The 17,954-nt window shown below is 71.2% G+C and carries 16 protein-coding genes; 4 read left to right on the top strand and 12 right to left on the bottom strand.

Going from position 1 to position 17,954, the window contains the following annotated elements:
• Positions 1-521: 521 nt before the first annotated feature.
• The gene (trpS, locus tag ACZ4N4_RS16950; RefSeq protein ID WP_453569959.1) at positions 522-1,568 is read left to right on the top strand and encodes a tryptophan--tRNA ligase; all 1,047 of its coding nucleotides are present in this window, start codon (positions 522-524) and stop codon (positions 1,566-1,568) included.
• A 102-nt stretch (positions 1,569-1,670) separates the two neighbouring features.
• Here the strand turns inward: trpS and proC are convergent, their stop codons facing one another.
• From proC to ACZ4N4_RS16915, 7 genes are all read right to left on the bottom strand, one after another.
• Positions 1,671-2,483, bottom strand: coding sequence for a pyrroline-5-carboxylate reductase (gene proC, locus ACZ4N4_RS16945; RefSeq protein WP_467589072.1), 813 nt, complete (start codon positions 2,481-2,483; stop codon positions 1,671-1,673).
• Positions 2,484-2,554: 71 nt separating this feature from the next.
• Entirely contained in the window at positions 2,555-3,352 is a 798-nt protein-coding gene (locus ACZ4N4_RS16940; protein ID WP_453569964.1) for an ABC transporter permease, read from the bottom strand.
• Positions 3,349-4,164 (bottom strand): ABC transporter ATP-binding protein, encoded by an 816-nt coding sequence (locus tag ACZ4N4_RS16935; protein WP_467589069.1) that lies wholly within the window; start codon positions 4,162-4,164, stop codon positions 3,349-3,351. Before ACZ4N4_RS16935 ends, ACZ4N4_RS16940 begins: the two co-directional genes overlap by 4 nt.
• Positions 4,165-4,508: 344 nt before the next feature.
• Positions 4,509-5,309, bottom strand: a complete 801-nt coding sequence (locus tag ACZ4N4_RS16930) for a class I SAM-dependent methyltransferase (protein WP_453569970.1) — start codon at positions 5,307-5,309, stop codon at positions 4,509-4,511.
• Between the two features lie 85 nt (positions 5,310-5,394).
• Entirely contained in the window at positions 5,395-5,913 is a 519-nt protein-coding gene (locus ACZ4N4_RS16925; protein WP_467589067.1) for an EamA/RhaT family transporter, read from the bottom strand.
• Between the two features lie 49 nt (positions 5,914-5,962).
• Complete coding sequence (locus ACZ4N4_RS16920; protein ID WP_467589064.1) at positions 5,963-6,253, bottom strand: SH3 domain-containing protein; 291 nt, start codon at positions 6,251-6,253, stop codon at positions 5,963-5,965.
• 76 nt (positions 6,254-6,329) lie between these two features.
• A complete protein-coding gene (locus tag ACZ4N4_RS16915) occupies positions 6,330-6,650 on the bottom strand; it encodes an SH3 domain-containing protein (protein WP_467589061.1) in 321 nt (106 codons plus the stop codon).
• A 181-nt stretch (positions 6,651-6,831) separates the two neighbouring features.
• Between ACZ4N4_RS16915 and ACZ4N4_RS16910 the strand changes: the two genes are divergently transcribed.
• A complete protein-coding gene (locus ACZ4N4_RS16910) occupies positions 6,832-8,943 on the top strand; it encodes a serine/threonine-protein kinase (RefSeq protein ID WP_467589058.1) in 2,112 nt (703 codons plus the stop codon).
• Positions 8,944-9,013: 70 nt separating this feature from the next.
• On the opposite strand, the gene ilvD is transcribed toward ACZ4N4_RS16910, so the two are convergent.
• The 4 genes from ilvD to ACZ4N4_RS16890 all read right to left on the bottom strand — a co-directional run bounded on the left by ilvD (position 9,014) and on the right by ACZ4N4_RS16890 (position 13,500).
• Positions 9,014-10,867: a dihydroxy-acid dehydratase gene (gene ilvD / locus ACZ4N4_RS16905; protein WP_467589055.1), complete on the bottom strand. Its 1,854-nt coding sequence runs from the start codon at positions 10,865-10,867 to the stop codon at positions 9,014-9,016.
• 109 nt (positions 10,868-10,976) lie between these two features.
• A complete protein-coding gene (locus ACZ4N4_RS16900; protein ID WP_453569987.1) occupies positions 10,977-11,609 on the bottom strand; it encodes a TetR/AcrR family transcriptional regulator in 633 nt (210 codons plus the stop codon).
• Complete coding sequence (locus ACZ4N4_RS16895) at positions 11,606-12,436, bottom strand: sugar phosphate isomerase/epimerase family protein (protein ID WP_450761419.1); 831 nt, start codon at positions 12,434-12,436, stop codon at positions 11,606-11,608. The genes ACZ4N4_RS16900 and ACZ4N4_RS16895 overlap by 4 nt, the downstream gene beginning before the upstream one ends.
• A gap of 131 nt (positions 12,437-12,567) precedes the next feature.
• Complete coding sequence (locus ACZ4N4_RS16890; RefSeq protein ID WP_453569990.1) at positions 12,568-13,500, bottom strand: Ppx/GppA family phosphatase; 933 nt, start codon at positions 13,498-13,500, stop codon at positions 12,568-12,570.
• An 83-nt stretch (positions 13,501-13,583) separates the two neighbouring features.
• On the opposite strand from ACZ4N4_RS16890, the gene ACZ4N4_RS16885 reads away from it, so the two are divergent.
• Positions 13,584-14,441, top strand: a complete 858-nt coding sequence (locus tag ACZ4N4_RS16885; protein WP_453569993.1) for a DUF3109 family protein — start codon at positions 13,584-13,586, stop codon at positions 14,439-14,441.
• Between the two features lie 150 nt (positions 14,442-14,591).
• On the opposite strand, the gene ACZ4N4_RS16880 is transcribed toward ACZ4N4_RS16885, so the two are convergent.
• Positions 14,592-16,274, bottom strand: coding sequence for a BACON domain-containing protein (locus ACZ4N4_RS16880; protein ID WP_467589052.1), 1,683 nt, complete (start codon positions 16,272-16,274; stop codon positions 14,592-14,594).
• Positions 16,275-16,484: 210 nt separating this feature from the next.
• Here ACZ4N4_RS16880 and radA point away from each other — a divergent pair, with 210 nt between their 5' ends.
• Positions 16,485-17,894, top strand: a complete 1,410-nt coding sequence (gene radA / locus ACZ4N4_RS16875; RefSeq protein WP_453569998.1) for a DNA repair protein RadA — start codon at positions 16,485-16,487, stop codon at positions 17,892-17,894.
• The last annotated feature ends 60 nt before the right edge of the window (positions 17,895-17,954 follow it).

Below are 17,954 nucleotides of genomic sequence, written 5' to 3'. Positions count from 1 at the left end.
TTCCCTTTCCGGCGGTTCCGACTCTATCAGATCCTTTCGGCGTCTGATTCCCAGTCAGCGGGTGTTGTCTTCGCGGCTGTTGGGCCGTTCCGACGAGTGAGACTTTAGCGGATTCCCGACCTCCGAGCTAATCGGGGGCCGCGCCCTTTCGAACGTGGATTCCTTCATTTCGCACATACGCATGCCGAAGCAAAACGACGACGAGTCGCCGACTGCTGGTAGGTACTTGCGGAATGGCTGTCCGGGGACCGACCGGAGTCGGCGCTCACGTCGGACAACTCGGAGAACATTACGTAACCGGTTGGGGTGTGTCAACTCGCGGCGGGACGGCACCCCGGAGCGTATGGTGGCCGACATGACTACGCGTACGTGCACCCAGCAGTGGTGGGCCGCCTGACGGCGGCCGCGTTCACGTACGCATTCAACGGCCGCCGCTTCGGCGGCCGTTCGTGTATCTCCCTCCAGAACCTCTGAGGGTCGGCCGCTCGGGACGGCGGCTCCGACCAGGAGGTGGAGAAGGAATGACACGGGTCTTCAGCGGGATCAAGCCGACCGGGCACCTGACGCTGGGGAACTACCTGGGGGCCATGCGGCAGTGGGCTGCCGTGGATCAGCACCAGGCCGACTCTCTGTTCTGCATCGTCGATCTGCACGGGATGACCGTGGACCACGACCCGGCCCGGCTGCGCCGGCTCACCCGGCAGGCGGCGACCCTGTTGCTGGCGGCCGGGCTGGATCCGCAGCTGTGCACCGTGTTCGTACAGAGTCATGTCGACGAGCACACCCGGCTGTCGTACCTCATGGAGTGCGTGGCGACCGACGGGGAGATGCGACGCATGATCCAGTACAAGGAGAAGGTCGCGAGCGAGGCGGTGCGCGGGCGGAGTGTGCGGCTGTCCCTGCTGACGTACCCGGCGCTGATGGCGGCGGACATCCTGGCGTACGGGGCGGACGAGGTGCCGGTCGGGGACGACCAGGCGCAGCACGTGGAGCTGACGCGGGATCTCGCGGTGCGGTTCAACCAGCGGTACGGGCATACGTTCGTGGTGCCGAAGGCGACCGTGCCGAAGGTGGCGGCACGGGTGATGAACCTGCAGGATCCGACGTCGAAGATGGGCAAGAGCGACGACTCCGGGGCGGGCATCGTCTATCTGCTCGACGAACCGGAGGTGATCCGGAAGAAGATCATGCGGGCCGTGACGGACAGTGGGCAGGAAGTCGTCTACGACCGGGAGGAGCAGCCCGGGGTCGCGAATCTGCTGGAGATTCTCGCTGCGTGCACGGGCGGGAACCCTGAGTCACTGGCAACCGTTCACGATTCGTACGGCGCTCTGAAGCAGGCCACCGCGGAGGCGGTGTTGGACGTGCTCAGTCCCGTGCAGGCCAGGCACAAGGAGCTGTGCGTCGATCCGGGATATGTGGAGGAGGTGCTGCGGCATGGAGCGGAGAAGGCTCGGGCGATCGCCCGGCCGATCGTCGATACCGCCTATCGGGCGATCGGGCTGTTGCCACCGGGCGCCTTCTCGGGGGCTGCCGCGGCCCAGCCCGCGTTGAACGCGGCGCGCTAGGCGCACGGCAGTCCCTCGTGGCCTCTCTCGATCCTGCTCGCCTCGGACCTCGGCGCCCTGGGCCTTGTTGCCTCGGTCCTTGTTGCCTCAGTCCTTCTCGGCTCAGTCCTTCTTGCCGGTGGCGAGTTCGCGGCTGCGGTCGCGGGCGGCTTCGAGGGCGGCGATGAGGGCGGCCCGTACGCCGTGGTTCTCCAGTTCGCGGATGGCGTTGATAGTGGTGCCGGCGGGCGAGGTGACGTTCTCCCGGAGCTTGACGGGGTGTTCACCGCTGTCGCGGAGCATCACGGCGGCGCCGATCGCGGACTGGACGATGAGGTCGTGGGCCTTGTCGCGGGGCAGGCCGAGCAGGATGCCGGCGTCGGTCATGGCCTCGACCAGGTAGAAGAAGTACGCCGGGCCCGAGCCCGACAGGGCGGTGCAGGCGTCCTGCTGGGACTCGGGGACCTGGAGGGTCTTGCCGACGGCGCCGAAGATCTCCTCGGCGGTGGCGAGGTGGGCGGCGGTGGCGTGGCTGCCGGCGGAGATGACGGACATCGCCTCGTCGACGAGGGCGGGGGTGTTCGTCATGACACGGACGACCGGAGTGCCGGTGACGAGGCGCTCCTCGAAGAAGGAGGTGGGGATGCCCGCCGCGCCGCTGATGACGAGGCGGTCGGCGGGGATGTGCGGGGCGAGTTCGTCGAGGAGGGTGCCCATGTCCTGCGGCTTGACCGTGAGGATCAGGGTGTCGGCGGTCTTCGCGGCCTCGGCGTTGGTGACCGGGGTGACTCCATGACGGGCGCGGAGTTCTTCGGCCCGTTCGGGGCGGCGGGCGGTGACCAGGAGGTCGGCGGGTGCCCAGCCTGCCCGGATCATTCCGCTGAGCAGGGCTTCGCCGATCTTGCCGGTGCCGAGGACTGCGACTTTCTGACTCATACGGTTCAGTCTGGCACCGGGGGTGGCGGGCGGGGGGCGGTTGTCCGTTGGGCGGACGTCGTCGGCGGCGGCTATGCCGTCCGTCGCCTGAGGGTGGCCGCGCCCAGGGTCAGCACCAGCAGGGCGCAGCCGGCGACGATCAGGACGTCCCTGAGGAAGGTGGCGGTCATGTCGGTGTGGTTGAGGACCTGGTTCATGCCGTCGACCGCGTAGGACATGGGGAGGACGTCGGAGAGCGCTTCGAGGGCGGGGTGCATCTCGGTGCGGGGTGTGAAGAGGCCGCAGAGGAGGAGCTGGGGAAAGATCACCGCGGGCATGAACTGGACCGCCTGGAATTCCGAGGCCGCGAAGGCCGAGACGAAAAGACCGAGGGCCGTGCCGAGCAGGGCGTCGAGCAGGGCGACCAGGAGCAGGAGCCAGGGGGAGCCGGTGACGTCGAGGCCCAGGAACCAGACGGCCAGGCCGGTGGCGAGGGCCGACTGGATGATCGCGAGGATGCCGAAGGCGAGCGCGTAGCCGGCGATGAGGTCGGCTTTGCCCAGCGGCATGGCGAGGAGGCGTTCGAGGGTGCCGGAGGTGCGTTCGCGGAGGGTGGCGATGGAGGTCACGAGGAACATCGTGATGAGCGGGAAGATGCCGAGGAGTGAGGCGCCGATGTTGTCGAAGGTGTGCGGGCTGCCGTCGAAGACGTAGCGGAGCAGGACCAGCATCAGGCAGGGGATGAGGAGCAGCAGCGCGATCGTGCGGGGGTCGTGGCGGAGCTGGCGCAGGACGCGGGCCGCGGTGGCCGTGGTGCGGGAGAGGTTCAGGACGCTGACGGGTGCGGTCGCGGTGGTCGCCGTCCGGGTGGTGGCCGTCTGAGTGGTCATCGTGCGCTTTCCTCCATGCGGGACTTGGAATTGGCGGCCGCTTCGTCGACGAGGTGGAGGAAAGCCGCCTCGACCGTGTCGGAGCCGGTGCGGGTGCGGAGGGCGTCGGGGGTGTCGTCGGCGAGGATCTCGCCCTCACGCATGAGGAGGAGGCGGTGGCAGCGCTCGGCCTCGTCCATGACGTGGGAGGAGATGAGGAGGGTGGCGCCGCGGGCGGCGGTGATGGAGTGGAAGAGCTGCCAGAGGTCGCGGCGCAGCACGGGGTCGAGGCCGACGGTGGGTTCGTCGAGGACGAGGAGTTCGGGGGTGCCGAGCAGGGCGACGGCGAGGGAGACGCGGCTGCGCTGGCCGCCGGAGAGGTTGCCGGCGAGGGAGTCGGCGTGGCTGGTGAGGTCGACTTCGCCGAGGACGCGTTCGACGTCGGCTCGACGGTCGGGGGCGGGGCGGGTGGGGTCGAGGATCGAGCCGAAGTAGTCGAGGTTCTGGCGGATGGTCAGGTCGTCGTAGACGGAGGGGGCTTGGGTGACGTAGCCGATGCGGGTCCGGAGGGTGGGGTGGCCCGCGGGGCGGCCGAGGACGTTCAGGGTGCCGGTGACCTTGGCCTGGCTGCCGACGATGGAACGCATCAGGGTCGACTTGCCGCATCCGGAGGGGCCGAGCAGGCCGGTGATCTGGCCGCGGGGGACGGTGAAGTCGAGGCCGCGCAGGACGGTACGGGGGCCACGGACGGCGGTGAGTCCGGCGGCTTGGACGGCGGGGGGCAGGGCGGAGTTGCCGGGGGCCTCGGTCGGCTCCGGCGAGTAATTCACCATGTGATGAATAATCCTCGGCGCGGCAGGGGGCGTCAAGGGGAGCGTGGGAAGGGCAGCACCGCTGGAACTGTCGTGCCGGGGCGCCGGAGCCGGGCGTCCGGCATCCGGCATCTGGCGCCCGATGCGGCCCCCGGAGGGCAAGTCGCCCTGGCCGGTGTCCCGCTGACCGGGCGGGATCCCGGCAGGGGGGCGGGGTATGCCTGGCACGTCCGCTGATCGTGATCGAGGGCTACGTCCGAGGCGGTCCGCCCGTTGAGTCCGGCCGGGTGCGCCGGGGGGACACGGCTGAGCCGCCACCGGCCCCCGCGGCTGCATCGGGGCGGCGGCTGGTGTGTGCGTATGGCTCAGGTGTTGAGGGCGACGAGGAGGAGGACGTCGTACGTCTCCTCGACGATCCCTTCCGGGAAGGTCTTCAGGAGGTGGGTGCGCTCCTCGGCGAGGAAGGCGGTGCGGCGGTCCACGGGGGTGACCAGGAATGCCGAGTGGCTGCCGATGTTGGCGAGATGGGTGTCGAGGGGGACGCGGCGACTCCAGCGGACCTCGCGGCGGGTGAAGCGGAGGCGGCCGCTGGGGTCCGCGAGATCCGTGCGGTCGGCCGCCTTGCGCTTCACGGTGGCGATGTCCTCGCCGAAGAAGCGGCTCATCCGGTCGCTCTGCCCGACGATCCAGTCGATGTCCAGGGCGTCGGTGTTCCACCACAGCGCCAGCGCGCCGCCGGGGCGCAGGACGCGGAGTGCCTCCGGCACGGAGTGGGCCGGGTCTGTCCAGTGCCAGGCCTGGGCGTAGGTGAGGAAGTCGGCGGTGTCGTCGGCGAGCGGGAGGGCGTTTCCGTTGCCGCGGACGACCGGGACGCCGGGGAGTGTGGCCTGGAACTGCGCCGCCATGCCCTCGCCCGGCTCCACCGCGACCACGTCGGCGCCGCGCGCGTGCAGGAGGGCGGTCGCGATGCCGGTGCCCGCGCCGACGTCGACCACCCGGGCGCCGGCGAGGCAGCGGCCGGCCTCCTCTTCGACGGCGTCGAGGAGAGCCGGCGGGTAGGAGGGACGGTTCGCGGCGTACTGGGCCGCGGCGGCGTCGAAGGAGTGGGCGCGGGTCGCGTGGGAGGAGGGGGCGGGGTTCGAGGGGTGCGACTGGCTTGTGGTCATACGGCCATGGTCCGGGGGGCGGGGTGGGGGACGACAGGGGATATCGGCAGGCGGGCGGAGACGCCCGGTGCCGTACCGGACGGTCTCAGCGCTTCCGCTTCTTCTTCGACGGGTTGCCCGTGCGGCGCGTGGTGCGGCGTTCGTGTTCCTGGACGGCGGTCTCGTACTCGGCGCGGTGGAGTCGTTCGCCGGGGGCCTCCGTCAGGGAGCGGAAGAAGTAGGCGAGGAGGGAGCCGACGAAACCGATGGCGAGGAGGCCGCGCAGGGAGGCCTGGCGTTCGGGGTCGGGGCGCTTGCCGAAGGACTCCCAGGTGTTCCGGAAGGCCAGGGCGCTGCAGATGGCGAACATCGCGACGACCAGGACCGTGACGAAGGACCCGGTGTCGGCGAGTTGCACGCCCTGGTAGGCGAGGCGGAGGACCAGGCAGGAGGCGACGGCGGCGGCGAGCGAACCCACGGCCACGCCGATGCGGCGGACGGTGTAGCCGTCGTCATGGTTGACCCAGGACGTGCCGAAGAAACGGAGGGGCTCGGGGCGGGGGCCGCTCGGGGCCTCGCCGGTGGAGCCCGCGGGGGTGTCCGGGGTGCCTGGTTCGTCGCTCACGGGACGATTATGGCGCCGGGGGCCGCGGGCTCCGGGGCGGGGTGACCGGTCAGGCGCAGCGGTCGGCCACGTAGCCGTCGCTGCCTGTGTTCACGTAGGTGTCCGAGACGAACTCGCCGTTGTCGATGTTGTCCCAGATGTTCGACGTGCCGTAGTACCCCGACACCGTCGTACCCGGCGTCTGGCAGAAGATCGGGACCTTGGTGCCCTCGGGGAGGGTGCGGGTGATGTTGTAGTTGGTGCCCGGGCCGCTGCGGACGTTCAGACGGACGCCCGGGGCGACAGAGTATGTGTTCACGGTGGCGGCCGCGCTGGCGACGGAGGCCGACCCCATGATCATGAGAAAGGCTCCGGCGGAGCCTGCGAGAAGGAGGGAAGCGCGTCTTATGGATGTCATCCCAGTCCTCCTGGACCGGTCAGGAGCAGCGGTCGGCCACGTAACCGTCGCTGCCCGTGTTGACGTAGGCGTCTGACACGAACTCGCCGTTGCTGATGTTGTCCCAGATCTTGGACGTGCCGTAGTACCCGGAGACCGTCGTACCGGGCGTCTGGCAGTAGATCGGGACCTTGGCGCCCTCGGGGAGGACGCGGGTGATGTCGTAACTGGTGCCGGGACCGCTGCGGACGTTCAGGCGGAGGCCCGGGGCGACCGAGTAGTAGCGCACGGACGCCGTCAACGTCCTGACGGCCTCCTCCTCGCCGCTGCTCTCGGCTTCCTGCGCGTGATCAACAGACATGTAGAACTCCCCCCACCGGTCCCATGAGTGCCATGGAGTCCCGTTGATTCCCCCGGATCGAGCCACGAAACACATGTGCGCAACTCGCACGCGGAGGCTAGCAAGCCGCCTCTGTATCGCACGAGTCATCGACTAGGCTCCGTGCGTCGCGCGCCGCGAAGAACAGCACGGGGGTGATCCCATGACGCCACAGCGCAACACCGGAGCGGGCGCGGAAGCGGAACTTCCCGAGTACGCCGGGCACTACCACCTGGAATCCTGCCTGGGTTCGGGCGGCATGGGCGTGGTGCACCTCGCCCGCAGCACCTCGGGGCTGAAACTCGCCGTGAAAGTCGTGCACGCCGAGTTCGCCAAGGACCGCGAGTTCAGGGGCCGTTTCCGGCAGGAGGTGGCCGCTGCGCGCAAGGTCAGCGGCGCATTCACCGCGCCCGTCGTGGACGCCGATCCAGAGGCCGCACGACCCTGGATGGCCACCCTTTTCATCCCCGGCCCGACTCTGGCCGAGCACGTGAAGCGGAACGGCCCGATGCCCTCTGCCCAGTTGCGTCGGCTGATGGCGGGGCTCGCGGAGGCGCTGCGCGACATTCACCGGGTCGGGGTGGTGCACCGGGATCTCAAGCCGAGCAACGTGCTGCTCGCCGAGGACGGCCCGAAGGTCATCGACTTCGGCATTTCCCGGCCAAAGGACAGCGAACTGCGGACCGAGACCGGCAAGTTGATCGGTACGCCGCCGTTCATGGCGCCGGAGCAGTTCCGGCGGCCGCGTGAGGTGGGGCCGGCCGCCGACATCTTCGCGCTCGGGTCGGTGCTGGTGCACGCGGCGACCGGGCGTGGGCCGTTCGACTCCGACAGTCCATACGTCGTCGCCTACCAGGTTGTGCATGACGAGCCCGACCTCACCGACGTACCGGAGGAACTCGCTCCGCTGGTGCTGCGCTGCCTCGCCAAGGAGCCCGAGGACCGGCCGACGCCCGACGAACTGATGCGGGTCCTGAGGTCGTTGGCGGCCTCTTACGATACGCAGGCGTTCATACCGGCACAGCGGACCAGTGCCACCGGCGACAGCAGTGACATGCCGGCGCCGGAGCCGCCGAAGGCGAAGGAGCCGGAGCGGCGGCCACGCCTCAGCAGGCGCGTCGCCTTGGCCACGGGTGCCGTCGTGCTCGCGCTGGGCGGGGCCGCGGCCTTCGTCCAGTGGGAGGCCGGGAGCGGTCCGGAACAGCGGGAGAGCAACCCGAGAACCACTGCCGCCGCTTTCGCCGCCTGGCAGGCGAACCCGGTCACCAAGGGCGCGGCCGCGCCCCAATGTGCCACCGGTGATGGGAAGTTGTTCTGCACCGAGGCGTCTGCGGCCTTCGCCCTGGACCCGGTGACGGGCGCCGTGCTCTGGCGGCACTCCGTCACCGACGACCACTGGAGCAGGCCCCCGGTCCTCTCCGGCGGGCTCGTTCAGCTCGTCACGGACGGGGCCCGGCATGTGACGGCGCTCGATCCGGACTCGGGCAGGAGCCGATGGCAGCGGGACCTGCCCGAGAACAGGGGGATGAAGTACGCCGGCGACATGCTTCTGCTCGCGCGCGCGGACGGCACGGTCACCGGGGTGGACAGCGCGACCGGCACCAGCAAGTGGAGCCGGCCCACCGGGGGGCACGGCACACCGCGGATCGACTTCTTCCCCTCGGATCCGTCGTCGGCGTATGTGACCAGTTCGTCCGCGGATGGGGCCGGCACCCGGGTGACCGCCGTGGACCCGGCCACCGGAGACGTACGGTGGGAAGCGCCTTTGCAGGGTCTGCTGCGGCCGGTCGGCGCGCAGGACGGGGCGGTCTTCCTGCTGGCCGCTGATCCGGTGTACGGCGACACCGATGCGGTGGTCCGCTACACGCCGGGATCCGGAACCACCCGCCGGGTCAACCTGCCCGTACCGCGTGCGGACGCGCAGGCCGGGGTGTACGACGGCGTGGTCTACCTGCTGGCCGCCACCGGGTCTCTGGACGCCGTCGACCTGGACGCAGGCAAGCGGACATGGCACCTGGAGACTTCGGTTAGCCGGGGCTCGGCGCCCGTCGCCGACGACCGGCACGTGTACTTCTCAGCCGCCGACGGACGGCTCATGGCCGTGGACACGCACGACGGGAAGGTCGCCGGACAGACCTCGCCCCGCTTCGGAACGGCCTCGGGCGGGGTCGCAACCTCGGTGCCCGCCCCCCTGATCCTCGCCACCCACGTCTACGCCACCGCCCCCGACGGCACCGTCTTCGCCGTGGACGCGGAGGATCCCGCCGCCTGGTGATGACAGACGACGGAAGGGGGCGCCCCCCTTGCGGGAGGCGCCCCCTGTCGCATGGGTCACATGCCCGGCGTCAGCCCAGCTTGCTCACGTCGCGCACCGCGCCGCGGTCCGCGCTGGTGGCCATCGCCGCGTAGGCCCGCAGGGCCGCCGACACCTTGCGGTCGCGGTTCTTCGGCGCGTACACGCCGTTCAGGGCCTGCTCGCGACGGGCCAGCTCGGCGTCGTCGACGAGGAGCTCGATCGTGCGGTTCGGGATGTCGATGCGGATACGGTCGCCGTTCTCGACGAGGGCGATGGTGCCGCCCGAGGCCGCCTCCGGGGAGGCGTGGCCGATCGACAGGCCCGACGTGCCGCCGGAGAAGCGGCCGTCCGTGATCAGCGCGCAGGTCTTGCCGAGGCCGCGGCCCTTGAGGAAGGACGTCGGGTACAGCATCTCCTGCATGCCGGGGCCGCCCTTGGGGCCCTCGTAGCGGATGACGACCACGTCGCCGTGGGTGACCTGCTTGTTGAGGATCTTCTCGACGGCCTCTTCCTGCGACTCGCAGACGACCGCCGGGCCCTCGAAGGTCCAGATCGACTCGTCGACGCCGGCCGTCTTCACCACGCAGCCGTCGACGGCGAGGTTGCCCTTGAGGACCGCGAGGCCGCCGTCCTTGGAATACGCGTGTTCGACGCTGCGGATGCAGCCCTCCGCCGCGTCCTCGTCCAGGGCCTCCCAGCGCTCGGACTGGGAGAAGGCCTCGGAGGAGCGGACGCAGCCCGGGGCCGCGTGCCACAGTTCCACCGCCTCGGGGGACGGGGAGCCGCCGCGCACGTCCCAGGTCTTCAGCCAGTCCGACAGGGACGGGCTGTGCACGGAGTGGACGTCCTCGTTGAGGAGACCGCCGCGGTGCAGTTCGCCGAGGAGGGCGGGGATACCGCCGGCCCGGTGCACGTCCTCCATGTAGTACGTGCGGGTCTTCGCGACGTTCGGGGCGACCTTGGCCAGGCAGGGCACCCGGCGCGAGACCTCGTTGATCTCCTCCAGGCCGAACGGGACGCCCGCCTCCTGGGCGGCGGCCAGCAGGTGCAGGATCGTGTTGGTGGAGCCGCCCATCGCGATGTCCAGTGCCATCGCGTTCTCGAACGCGGCGAAGGTCGCGATGTTGAGGGGCAGGACCGTGTCGTCGTCCTGCTCGTAGTAGCGGCGGGTGAGGTCCATGACCGTGCGGGCCGCGTCGACGTACAGCTGCTTACGGGCCGTGTGGGTGGCCAGGACCGAGCCGTTGCCCGGGAGGGAGAGACCGATGGCCTCGGTCAGGCAGTTCATCGAGTTGGCGGTGAACATGCCGGAGCAGGAGCCGCAGGTCGGACAGGCGTTCTCCTCGATGTTGAGGACGTCCGCGTCGGAGATGTTCTCGTTGGCCGCGTCGACCATCGCGTCGATCAGATCGAGGGTGCGGACCGTGCCGTCGACGAGGGTGGCGCGGCCGGCCTCCATCGGGCCGCCGGAGACGAAGACCGTGGGGATGTTGAGCCGCAGCGCGGCCATCAGCATGCCCGGCGTGATCTTGTCGCAGTTGGAGATGCAGACCAGGGCGTCGGCGCAGTGCGCCTCGACCATGTACTCGACCGAGTCGGCGATCAGGTCGCGGGACGGAAGGGAGTACAGCATGCCGCCGTGGCCCATTGCGATGCCGTCGTCCACGGCGATCGTGTTGAACTCGCGCGGGATGCCGCCCGCCTCCTTGATCGCCTCGGAGACGATCCGGCCGACCGGCTGGAGGTGGGTGTGGCCCGGCACGAACTCGGTGAAGCTGTTGGCGACCGCGATGATCGGCTTACGGCCGATGTCCGCGCCCGGTACACCGGAGGCGCGCATAAGGGCGCGGGCGCCCGCCATGTTGCGGCCGTGGGTGACTGTGCGGGACCTCAGCTCGGGCATCGTGGCTCGCTCCTTCAGACAGATAGGGCTGCTATCGAGCGTACGCCCGTTGCCCAGGCCTCGGGACGAGGTGTCCGGAATGCGGGACGGGTGTCTCGTGCTGCCGGCCTCACGGCCCGGTCAGATGCCCCTGCACCACCGGTGCCACCCGCGCCACGATCTGCTCCAGGTCGGCCGACGCCAACGGCTCCAGCTTGATCACGTACCGCAGCATCGCGCACCCGACCAGCTGCGCGGCCGCCAGCTCGGCGCGCAGATGCGCGTCCGGGAGGTCCAGCTGTTCGGCGAGACGGCGCAGCAGCTGGGTGGCGATCAGCCGGCGGAAGACGGCGGCGGCTGTCTCGTTGTTCACGGCCGACCGGAGGATCGCCAGCAGGGGCGTACGGGTGGTGGGGTTCTCCCAGATGCCGAAGATGAAACGGGTCAGGCGCTCGCCGACGCCGTCCACCGGGCCGTCGGCGACCGCGACGGGCGCGTTCAGCGCGGGGGCGAAGGCGACCGAGATGGCGGCCTCGAAGACCTGCTCCTTGGTGCCGAAGTAGTGGTGCACGAGGGCCGAGTCCACGCCGGCGGCCTTGGCGATCCCGCGGACGGACGTCTTGTCGTACCCGAGTTCGGAGAACTCCTCGCGCGCGGCGGCGAGGATGCGGTCCCGGGTGTCCGCCGACTCGGTACGCGGGGGGCGGCCGCGGCGACGGGTACCGGTACCGGTCTCACCGTTTCCGGTCTCGGCGCCGGTCACCGGCGGGGCACCTTCAGCGCCGACGCCAGGTGCAGGCGGGTGAAGGCCAGCGCCTCCGCGAGGTCGGCCTCGCGCTCGGCGCCGGACATCGCGCGCCGGGTGTTGACCTCGATGACGACATGCCCGTCGAAACCGGTGAACGCGAGGCGCTCCAGGAGCTCGGCGCAGGGCTGGGTGCCGCGGCCGGGCACCAGGTGCTCGTCCTTGGCGGAGCCGCGGCCGTCGGCGAGGTGGACGTGGCCGAGCCGGCCGCCCATCCGGTCGAGCATGGCGAGCGCGTCCGTGCGCGAGGTCGCGGCATGGCTGAGGTCGATCGTGAAGTGCCGGTAGTCGTCCTTGGTGACGTCCCAGTCGGGGGCGTACGCCAGCATCTCGCGGTCGCGATAGCGCCAGGGGTACATGTTCTCCACCGCGAACCGGACGTCCGTCTCGTTCGCCATGCGCCAGATCCCCTCGACGAAGTCGCGGGCGTACTGACGCTGCCAGCGGAACGGCGGGTGCACCACGACCGTGCTCGCGCCCAGCTTCTCGGCGGCGGCCCGGGCCCGCTGGAGCTTGACCCAGGGGTCGGTGGACCAGACCCGCTGGGTGATCAGCAGACAGGGCGCGTGGACGGCGAGGATCGGGATGCGGTGGTAGTCGCTCAGCCTGCGCAGGGCCTCGATGTCCTGGCTGACCGGGTCGGTCCACACCATGACCTCGACGCCGTCGTAGCCGAGGCGCGCCGCGATCTCGAAGGCCGTCGCCGTCGACTCCGGATAGACGGAGGCCGTGGAGAGCGCGACCTTCGCATCCGGGATGCGGACGACGTCCCTTGGTTTTGCCACGAGGGACAGGTTACGGGGTGGGGTCGGGTGGAGGCGGGGCACGTCTTCGCCGGTGTGACGATCGTCGCGTCGGCGGTGGGGCCGGGGGCCTGCCCGCCGTTGCGGGTCGCCCGCGCCTCCTGCGGGGGTGCCTACGCCGAACCCATGTGATCAAGTCGCCGCAGGATCACGCCCTCCCGGAGCGCCCACGGGCACACCTCCACCGTGTCCACCCCGAACAGGTCCATCGCGGCCTCCGCCACCAGAGCGCCCGCCACCAGCTGGCCCGAGCGGCCCTCGGAGACTCCCGGGAGCGCGCTGCGCTGGGCCGTGTTCATGGCCGCCAGCCGCGGGACCCAGGTCTCCAGGGAACTGCGCTTGAGCTCGCGCTGGACGTAGAGGCCGTCGGCGGAGCGGGCCGCGCCGGCGATACGCGCCAGCTGCTTGAAGGTCTTGGAGGTGGCGACCACGTGGTCGGGGGCGCCGAAGCGGCTGAACTCGCCGACCGTACGGGCGATCTCGGCCCGTACATGGCGGCGCAGTGCCCGTATGTCTTCCGGGGCCGGCGGGTCGCCGGGGAGCCAGCCGGCGGTGAGCCGGCCGGCGCCGAGCGGCAGCGAGGCGGCCGTGTCCGGCTCCTCGTCGATGCCGTAAGCGATCTCCAGGGAGCCGCCGCCGATGTCCAGGACCAGCAGTTTTCCGGCGGACCAGCCGAACCAGCGGCGTACCGCGAGGAAGGTCAGCCGGGCCTCCTCGGCGCCGGTGAGGACCTGGAGCTCGACGCCGGTCTCGGCCTTCACGCGCGCGAGGACGTCATCGGCGTTGCTGGCCTCGCGCACGGCGGATGTGGCGAACGGCAGCAGATCCTCGACACCCTTGTCCTCGGCGGCCTGCAGGGCCTCATGGACGACACGGACCAGTTTCTCGACCCCGTCGGGACCGATCGCGGCGTTGCCGTCGAGGAGTTGGGCAAGGCGCAATTCCGCCTTGTGCGAGTGCGCGGGCAGCGGTCGTGCGCCGGGGTGCGCATCCACCACCAGCAGATGCACCGTGTTGGATCCCACGTCGAGGACACCGAGTCTCATGTACGGAACGCTACTGCCAGGTGGCCGATATCCCCTCGTCGGAGCCGTCCCCGAAGCCGGGTCGGGCGACATACCCTGTACAGGTGCCAAAGACGAAAAAGACGAAGGACCACAAGGGCGCCAAATCCGCCGACGGTTCTTCTCGGGCGAAACCACCGAAGAAGTCGAAGACGTCACAGCGGCCTCCGGCAGGGGACGAGAAGGGCCTCGACTTCGCGCGCGCATGGGTGGAATTCCCGGATCCGGCGGACGACGAGCAGGTGTTCCGCTGCGATCTGACATGGCTGACCTCCCGCTGGAACTGCATCTTCGGCAGCGGCTGCCAGGGCATCCAGGCGGGCCGCGCGGACGACGGCTGCTGCACGCTGGGCGCGCACTTCTCCGACGAGGACGACGAGAAGCGGGTCGCCGATCATGTGTCGAGGCTCACGCCGGACATCTGGCAGCACCACGACGAGGGCACGCGGAACGGCTGGATCTCGGAGGACGAGGAGGGCTCCCGCCAGACCCGCCCGTTCAACGGCTCGTGCATCTTCCAGAACCGTCCCGGTTTCGCGGGCGGCGCGGGCTGCTCGCTGCACATCCTGGCGCTGCGGGAGGGCCGCGAGCCGCTGGAGACCAAGCCGGACGTCTGCTGGCAGCTCCCGATCCGCCGCACGTACGACTGGATCGACCGCCCCGACGACACGCGCGTCCTCCAGGTCTCGATCGGCGAGTACGACCGCAGGGGCTGGGGCCCGGGCGGCCACGACCTGCACTGGTGGTGCACGTCGGCGACCTCGGCACACGGCGCGGGCGACCCCGTCTACGTCTCCTACCGCCCGGAGCTGACCGAACTGATGGGCAAGGCCGGCTACGACCGCCTGGCAGAACTGTGCGAGCAGCGCCTGGCCTCCCAGCTCCCCCTGCTGGCCCCGCATCCGGCGGATCCGGCGAGCTGAGGCATTCGCTTCGGGAGCGCAGGGGGCGGTCCTGCCGGGCCACGCCCAGTGCAGCGCCCCGAGGGGGCGCGGGGCTGTATCGATATGCGGCTTCGCCGCGTGGGCGCGATCAACCACGACGGCGCCCCTCCCGTCGACGCGCCCCGCCCGTCACGGACTCGCCGGCGAACCCGCACTCTCGCTCTCCGTCGGCGAGGCCGACTCCGTCGGGCTGGGCGTATCCGATCCGGTCGGCGTAGGCGAAGCCGACGTCGGCGGCTCGCTGACCGGCGGTGTCGGTTGGGAAGACGCCGACTCGGTCACCGTCGGCGTCGGCCGCCCCGGAGGGGTGGGCCCCCTTCGCACCGGCGGAGCCATCCCGTACCCGTCGATCGACACCACCGCCCCCGCCGGCGCCACCCCCACCCGCGCGCTCCAGTGCCCGGCCGGCTCCCGCAGATGATCGACGTACACCTTGATCGTCAGCGACTCGCCCGGCCGGAGCGTTCCCGAGGACCGCGAGAAGTACAGCCACCCCGCCGAGGTGGACACCGACCACCGCGTCGGCGCGTCCCCCGCAGCCGCGAGCGTGATCAGAGTGGTGTCACCGTCGTTCGCGGCCGTCACCGCGAGGTGCCCCGCACCGGCCTTCGTCCGGTCGCCGCCCACGACGCCGACCACCTCCACCGAGACGTCGGCCTTGCCGTCCTTCCCGATGCGCGGCCCGGGTCTGGTGCCGGCGTTTCCGGCGTTCTCGTAGCCCCCGGCCTCGTCGCCCTCCAGCGCGTCGGCCCCGGAGGCCTCGCGCGCGGTCGCGGAGGGACCGTCGTGGCTCTCCCCCGCCGGCGAGCCCCGGTACGCGGCCCACAGGGCCAGCACCGGCGCCGCCACCACCGTGGCGACGACGGTCGTCGTGACGGCACGGGCGCGTAGCCGGTCGCGGCGGGCCGCGCGGTCCTTGGGGTCCATCGGGAATCCGCGCCGGTCGAAGCGCGGCACGGCGGCGCCACGCACGCGCGTGGGGTGCGCCATCGCCATGTGCAGGGCCGCGCGGGGCGCCTCCAGGACGGGCAGCTCGGCGGGCGTGGTGATCGCGCCGGGCCACCGCCCGGGGGCCGCGCGTTCCGCGGTACGGCGGCAGCGCGGGCAGTCGTCGACGTGCCGGACCAGCTCGCGGCGCAGGGCGCTGCTGAGCACCAGCTGGCTGTCGCCGGTGAGGTGGGACACGCTGGGGCAGCCGCCGGTCTCGACGACGGCGAGCGCCGCGCGGGTGCGTTCCACCTCGCAGGCGGCGGAGGCGAGCAGCTCTCGGGCGCCGGGCAGGTCCATGCCGAGGACGGCGGCGACCTCGTGGGCGGTCAGGTGGTGGCGTACGGCGAGTTCGAGCGCCTCGCGCTGCTCCGGGGTGGTGCCGGCGGCCTCGGGCCAGGCGAGCAGGGCGAGTTCGCGGCGCCGCTGCTCCTCGGTCTCGCCGGCGGCGGGCGGTTCGGGGGCGCTGCGCCGTCCCGCCGCGTGGGTGGCCTGACGTTTCTGCTTGGCCTCGGCCAGCCCGCGCAGACAGGCCCAGCGGGCCAGCGCGTACAGCCAGGCCCTGCGGTCCCCGGCGGCCTCCAGGACGCGCTGGCCACGCCGCTCGGCGAGGGCGAGGACGTCCCCGAGGGCGGTGGTGGCCGCCTCGTGGTCGCACAGCACCGAGAGGCAGTACGTGAACAGCCCGTCCAGGTACGGCTCGTAACGCGCCGCCGGCCGCTGTGCCAGCGCGCGCGCCGCCGTACGATCGCGCGCCGCGCGCGCCCCCCGGTGTGCCCGGTGCGCGCCGGTCATGCGGGTCGAGGTTTCCGGGCTGCTGCTCATCACCCGTGCGACCGTAGGCGGCGGCGTAACGTCCCTTCTTGCGGCTTGAGCTCTTTTAATCCGTACGGGTGAAACGATCCCTCATAAGGGGACCCGGACCCGATATGCGGTGGCTTGTTCCAGATGGGGCATGGCCAGGACCCGTCCACCCACATCCGTCACGGGCGTCACCGTGGCCCCGCTGTCAGTGGCGGGGGCTACGGTTTCCGCATGGCTGCCCGTACCAAGACCGCGAAAGACCGTCCGTCGTACCGCTGCACCGAGTGCGGCTGGCAGACGGCCAAGTGGCTCGGCCGCTGCCCCGAGTGCCAGGCCTGGGGGACGGTCGAGGAGTACGGCACGCCCGCGGTCCGCACGACGTCGCCAGGCCGGGTCACCACCTCCGCGGTGCCCATCGGCGAGGTCGACGGCCGCCAGGCCACCGCGCGGACGACCGGCGTGCCCGAGCTGGACCGGGTGCTGGGCGGCGGCCTGGTCCCCGGCGCGGTCGTCCTGGTGGCCGGCGAGCCCGGCGTCGGCAAGTCCACCCTCCTGCTCGACGTGGCGGCCAAGTCGGCCAGTGACCAGCACCGCACGCTCTATGTCACCGGCGAGGAGTCCGCGAGCCAGGTCCGGTTGCGCGCCGACCGCATCGGCGCCATCGACGACCACCTCTATCTCGCCGCCGAGACCGATCTGGCCGCCGTCCTCGGCCACTTGGACGCGGTCAAGCCGTCGCTGCTGGTCCTGGACTCCGTACAGACGGTCGCGTCGCCCGAGATCGACGGTGCACCCGGCGGCATGGCCCAGGTGCGGGAGGTGGCCGGGGCGCTCATCCGCGCCTCCAAGGACCGGGGCATGTCGACGCTCCTGGTGGGCCATGTCACCAAGGACGGCGCGATCGCGGGCCCCCGTCTGCTCGAACACCTCGTGGACGTCGTGCTGCACTTCGAGGGCGACCGGCACGCCCGCCTGCGGCTCGTCCGGGGCGTCAAGAACCGCTACGGCACCACGGATGAGGTCGGCTGCTTCGAACTGCACGACGAGGGCATCACGGGCCTCGCCGACCCGAGCGGACTTTTCCTGACACGTCGTGACGAACCGGTCCCGGGTACCTGTCTGACGGTGACCCTGGAGGGACGCCGGCCGCTGGTCGCCGAGGTGCAGGCGCTGACCGTGGAGTCCCAGATCCCCTCCCCGCGCCGCACCACCTCCGGCCTGGAGACCTCCCGGGTCTCGATGATGCTGGCGGTGCTGGAGCAGCGCGGGCGGATCAGCGCGCTCGGCAAGCGGGACATCTACTCCGCGACCGTGGGCGGCGTGAAGCTCTCCGAGCCCGCGGCCGACCTGGCGATCGCCCTCGCCCTGGCCTCCGCCGCGAGCGACACCCCGCTCCCCAAGAACCTGGTGGCCATCGGCGAGGTCGGCCTCGCGGGCGAGGTCAGACGGGTCACCGGCGTCCAGCGCAGGCTCGCGGAAGCGCACCGTCTGGGCTTCACGCACGCGCTCGTACCGAGCGATCCCGGCAAGATCCCGGCGGGCATGAAGGTCCTGGAAGTCGCGGACATGGGGGACGCGCTGCGGGTGCTGCCGCGCTCCCGTCGCCGAGAGGCCCCACGGGAGGCGGAGGAGCGCCGGTAGACTTTGCCCTGGTCTCGCCCGTCCGTACGAACCGCGTGCGGGTGCGGGAGCGCCTCAGAA

The organism is Streptomyces sp. NPDC026538 (assembly GCF_055567535.1).
Note: the sequence above shows the minus strand (reverse complement) of the source record. Positions and strands in the feature narration are given on the sequence as shown.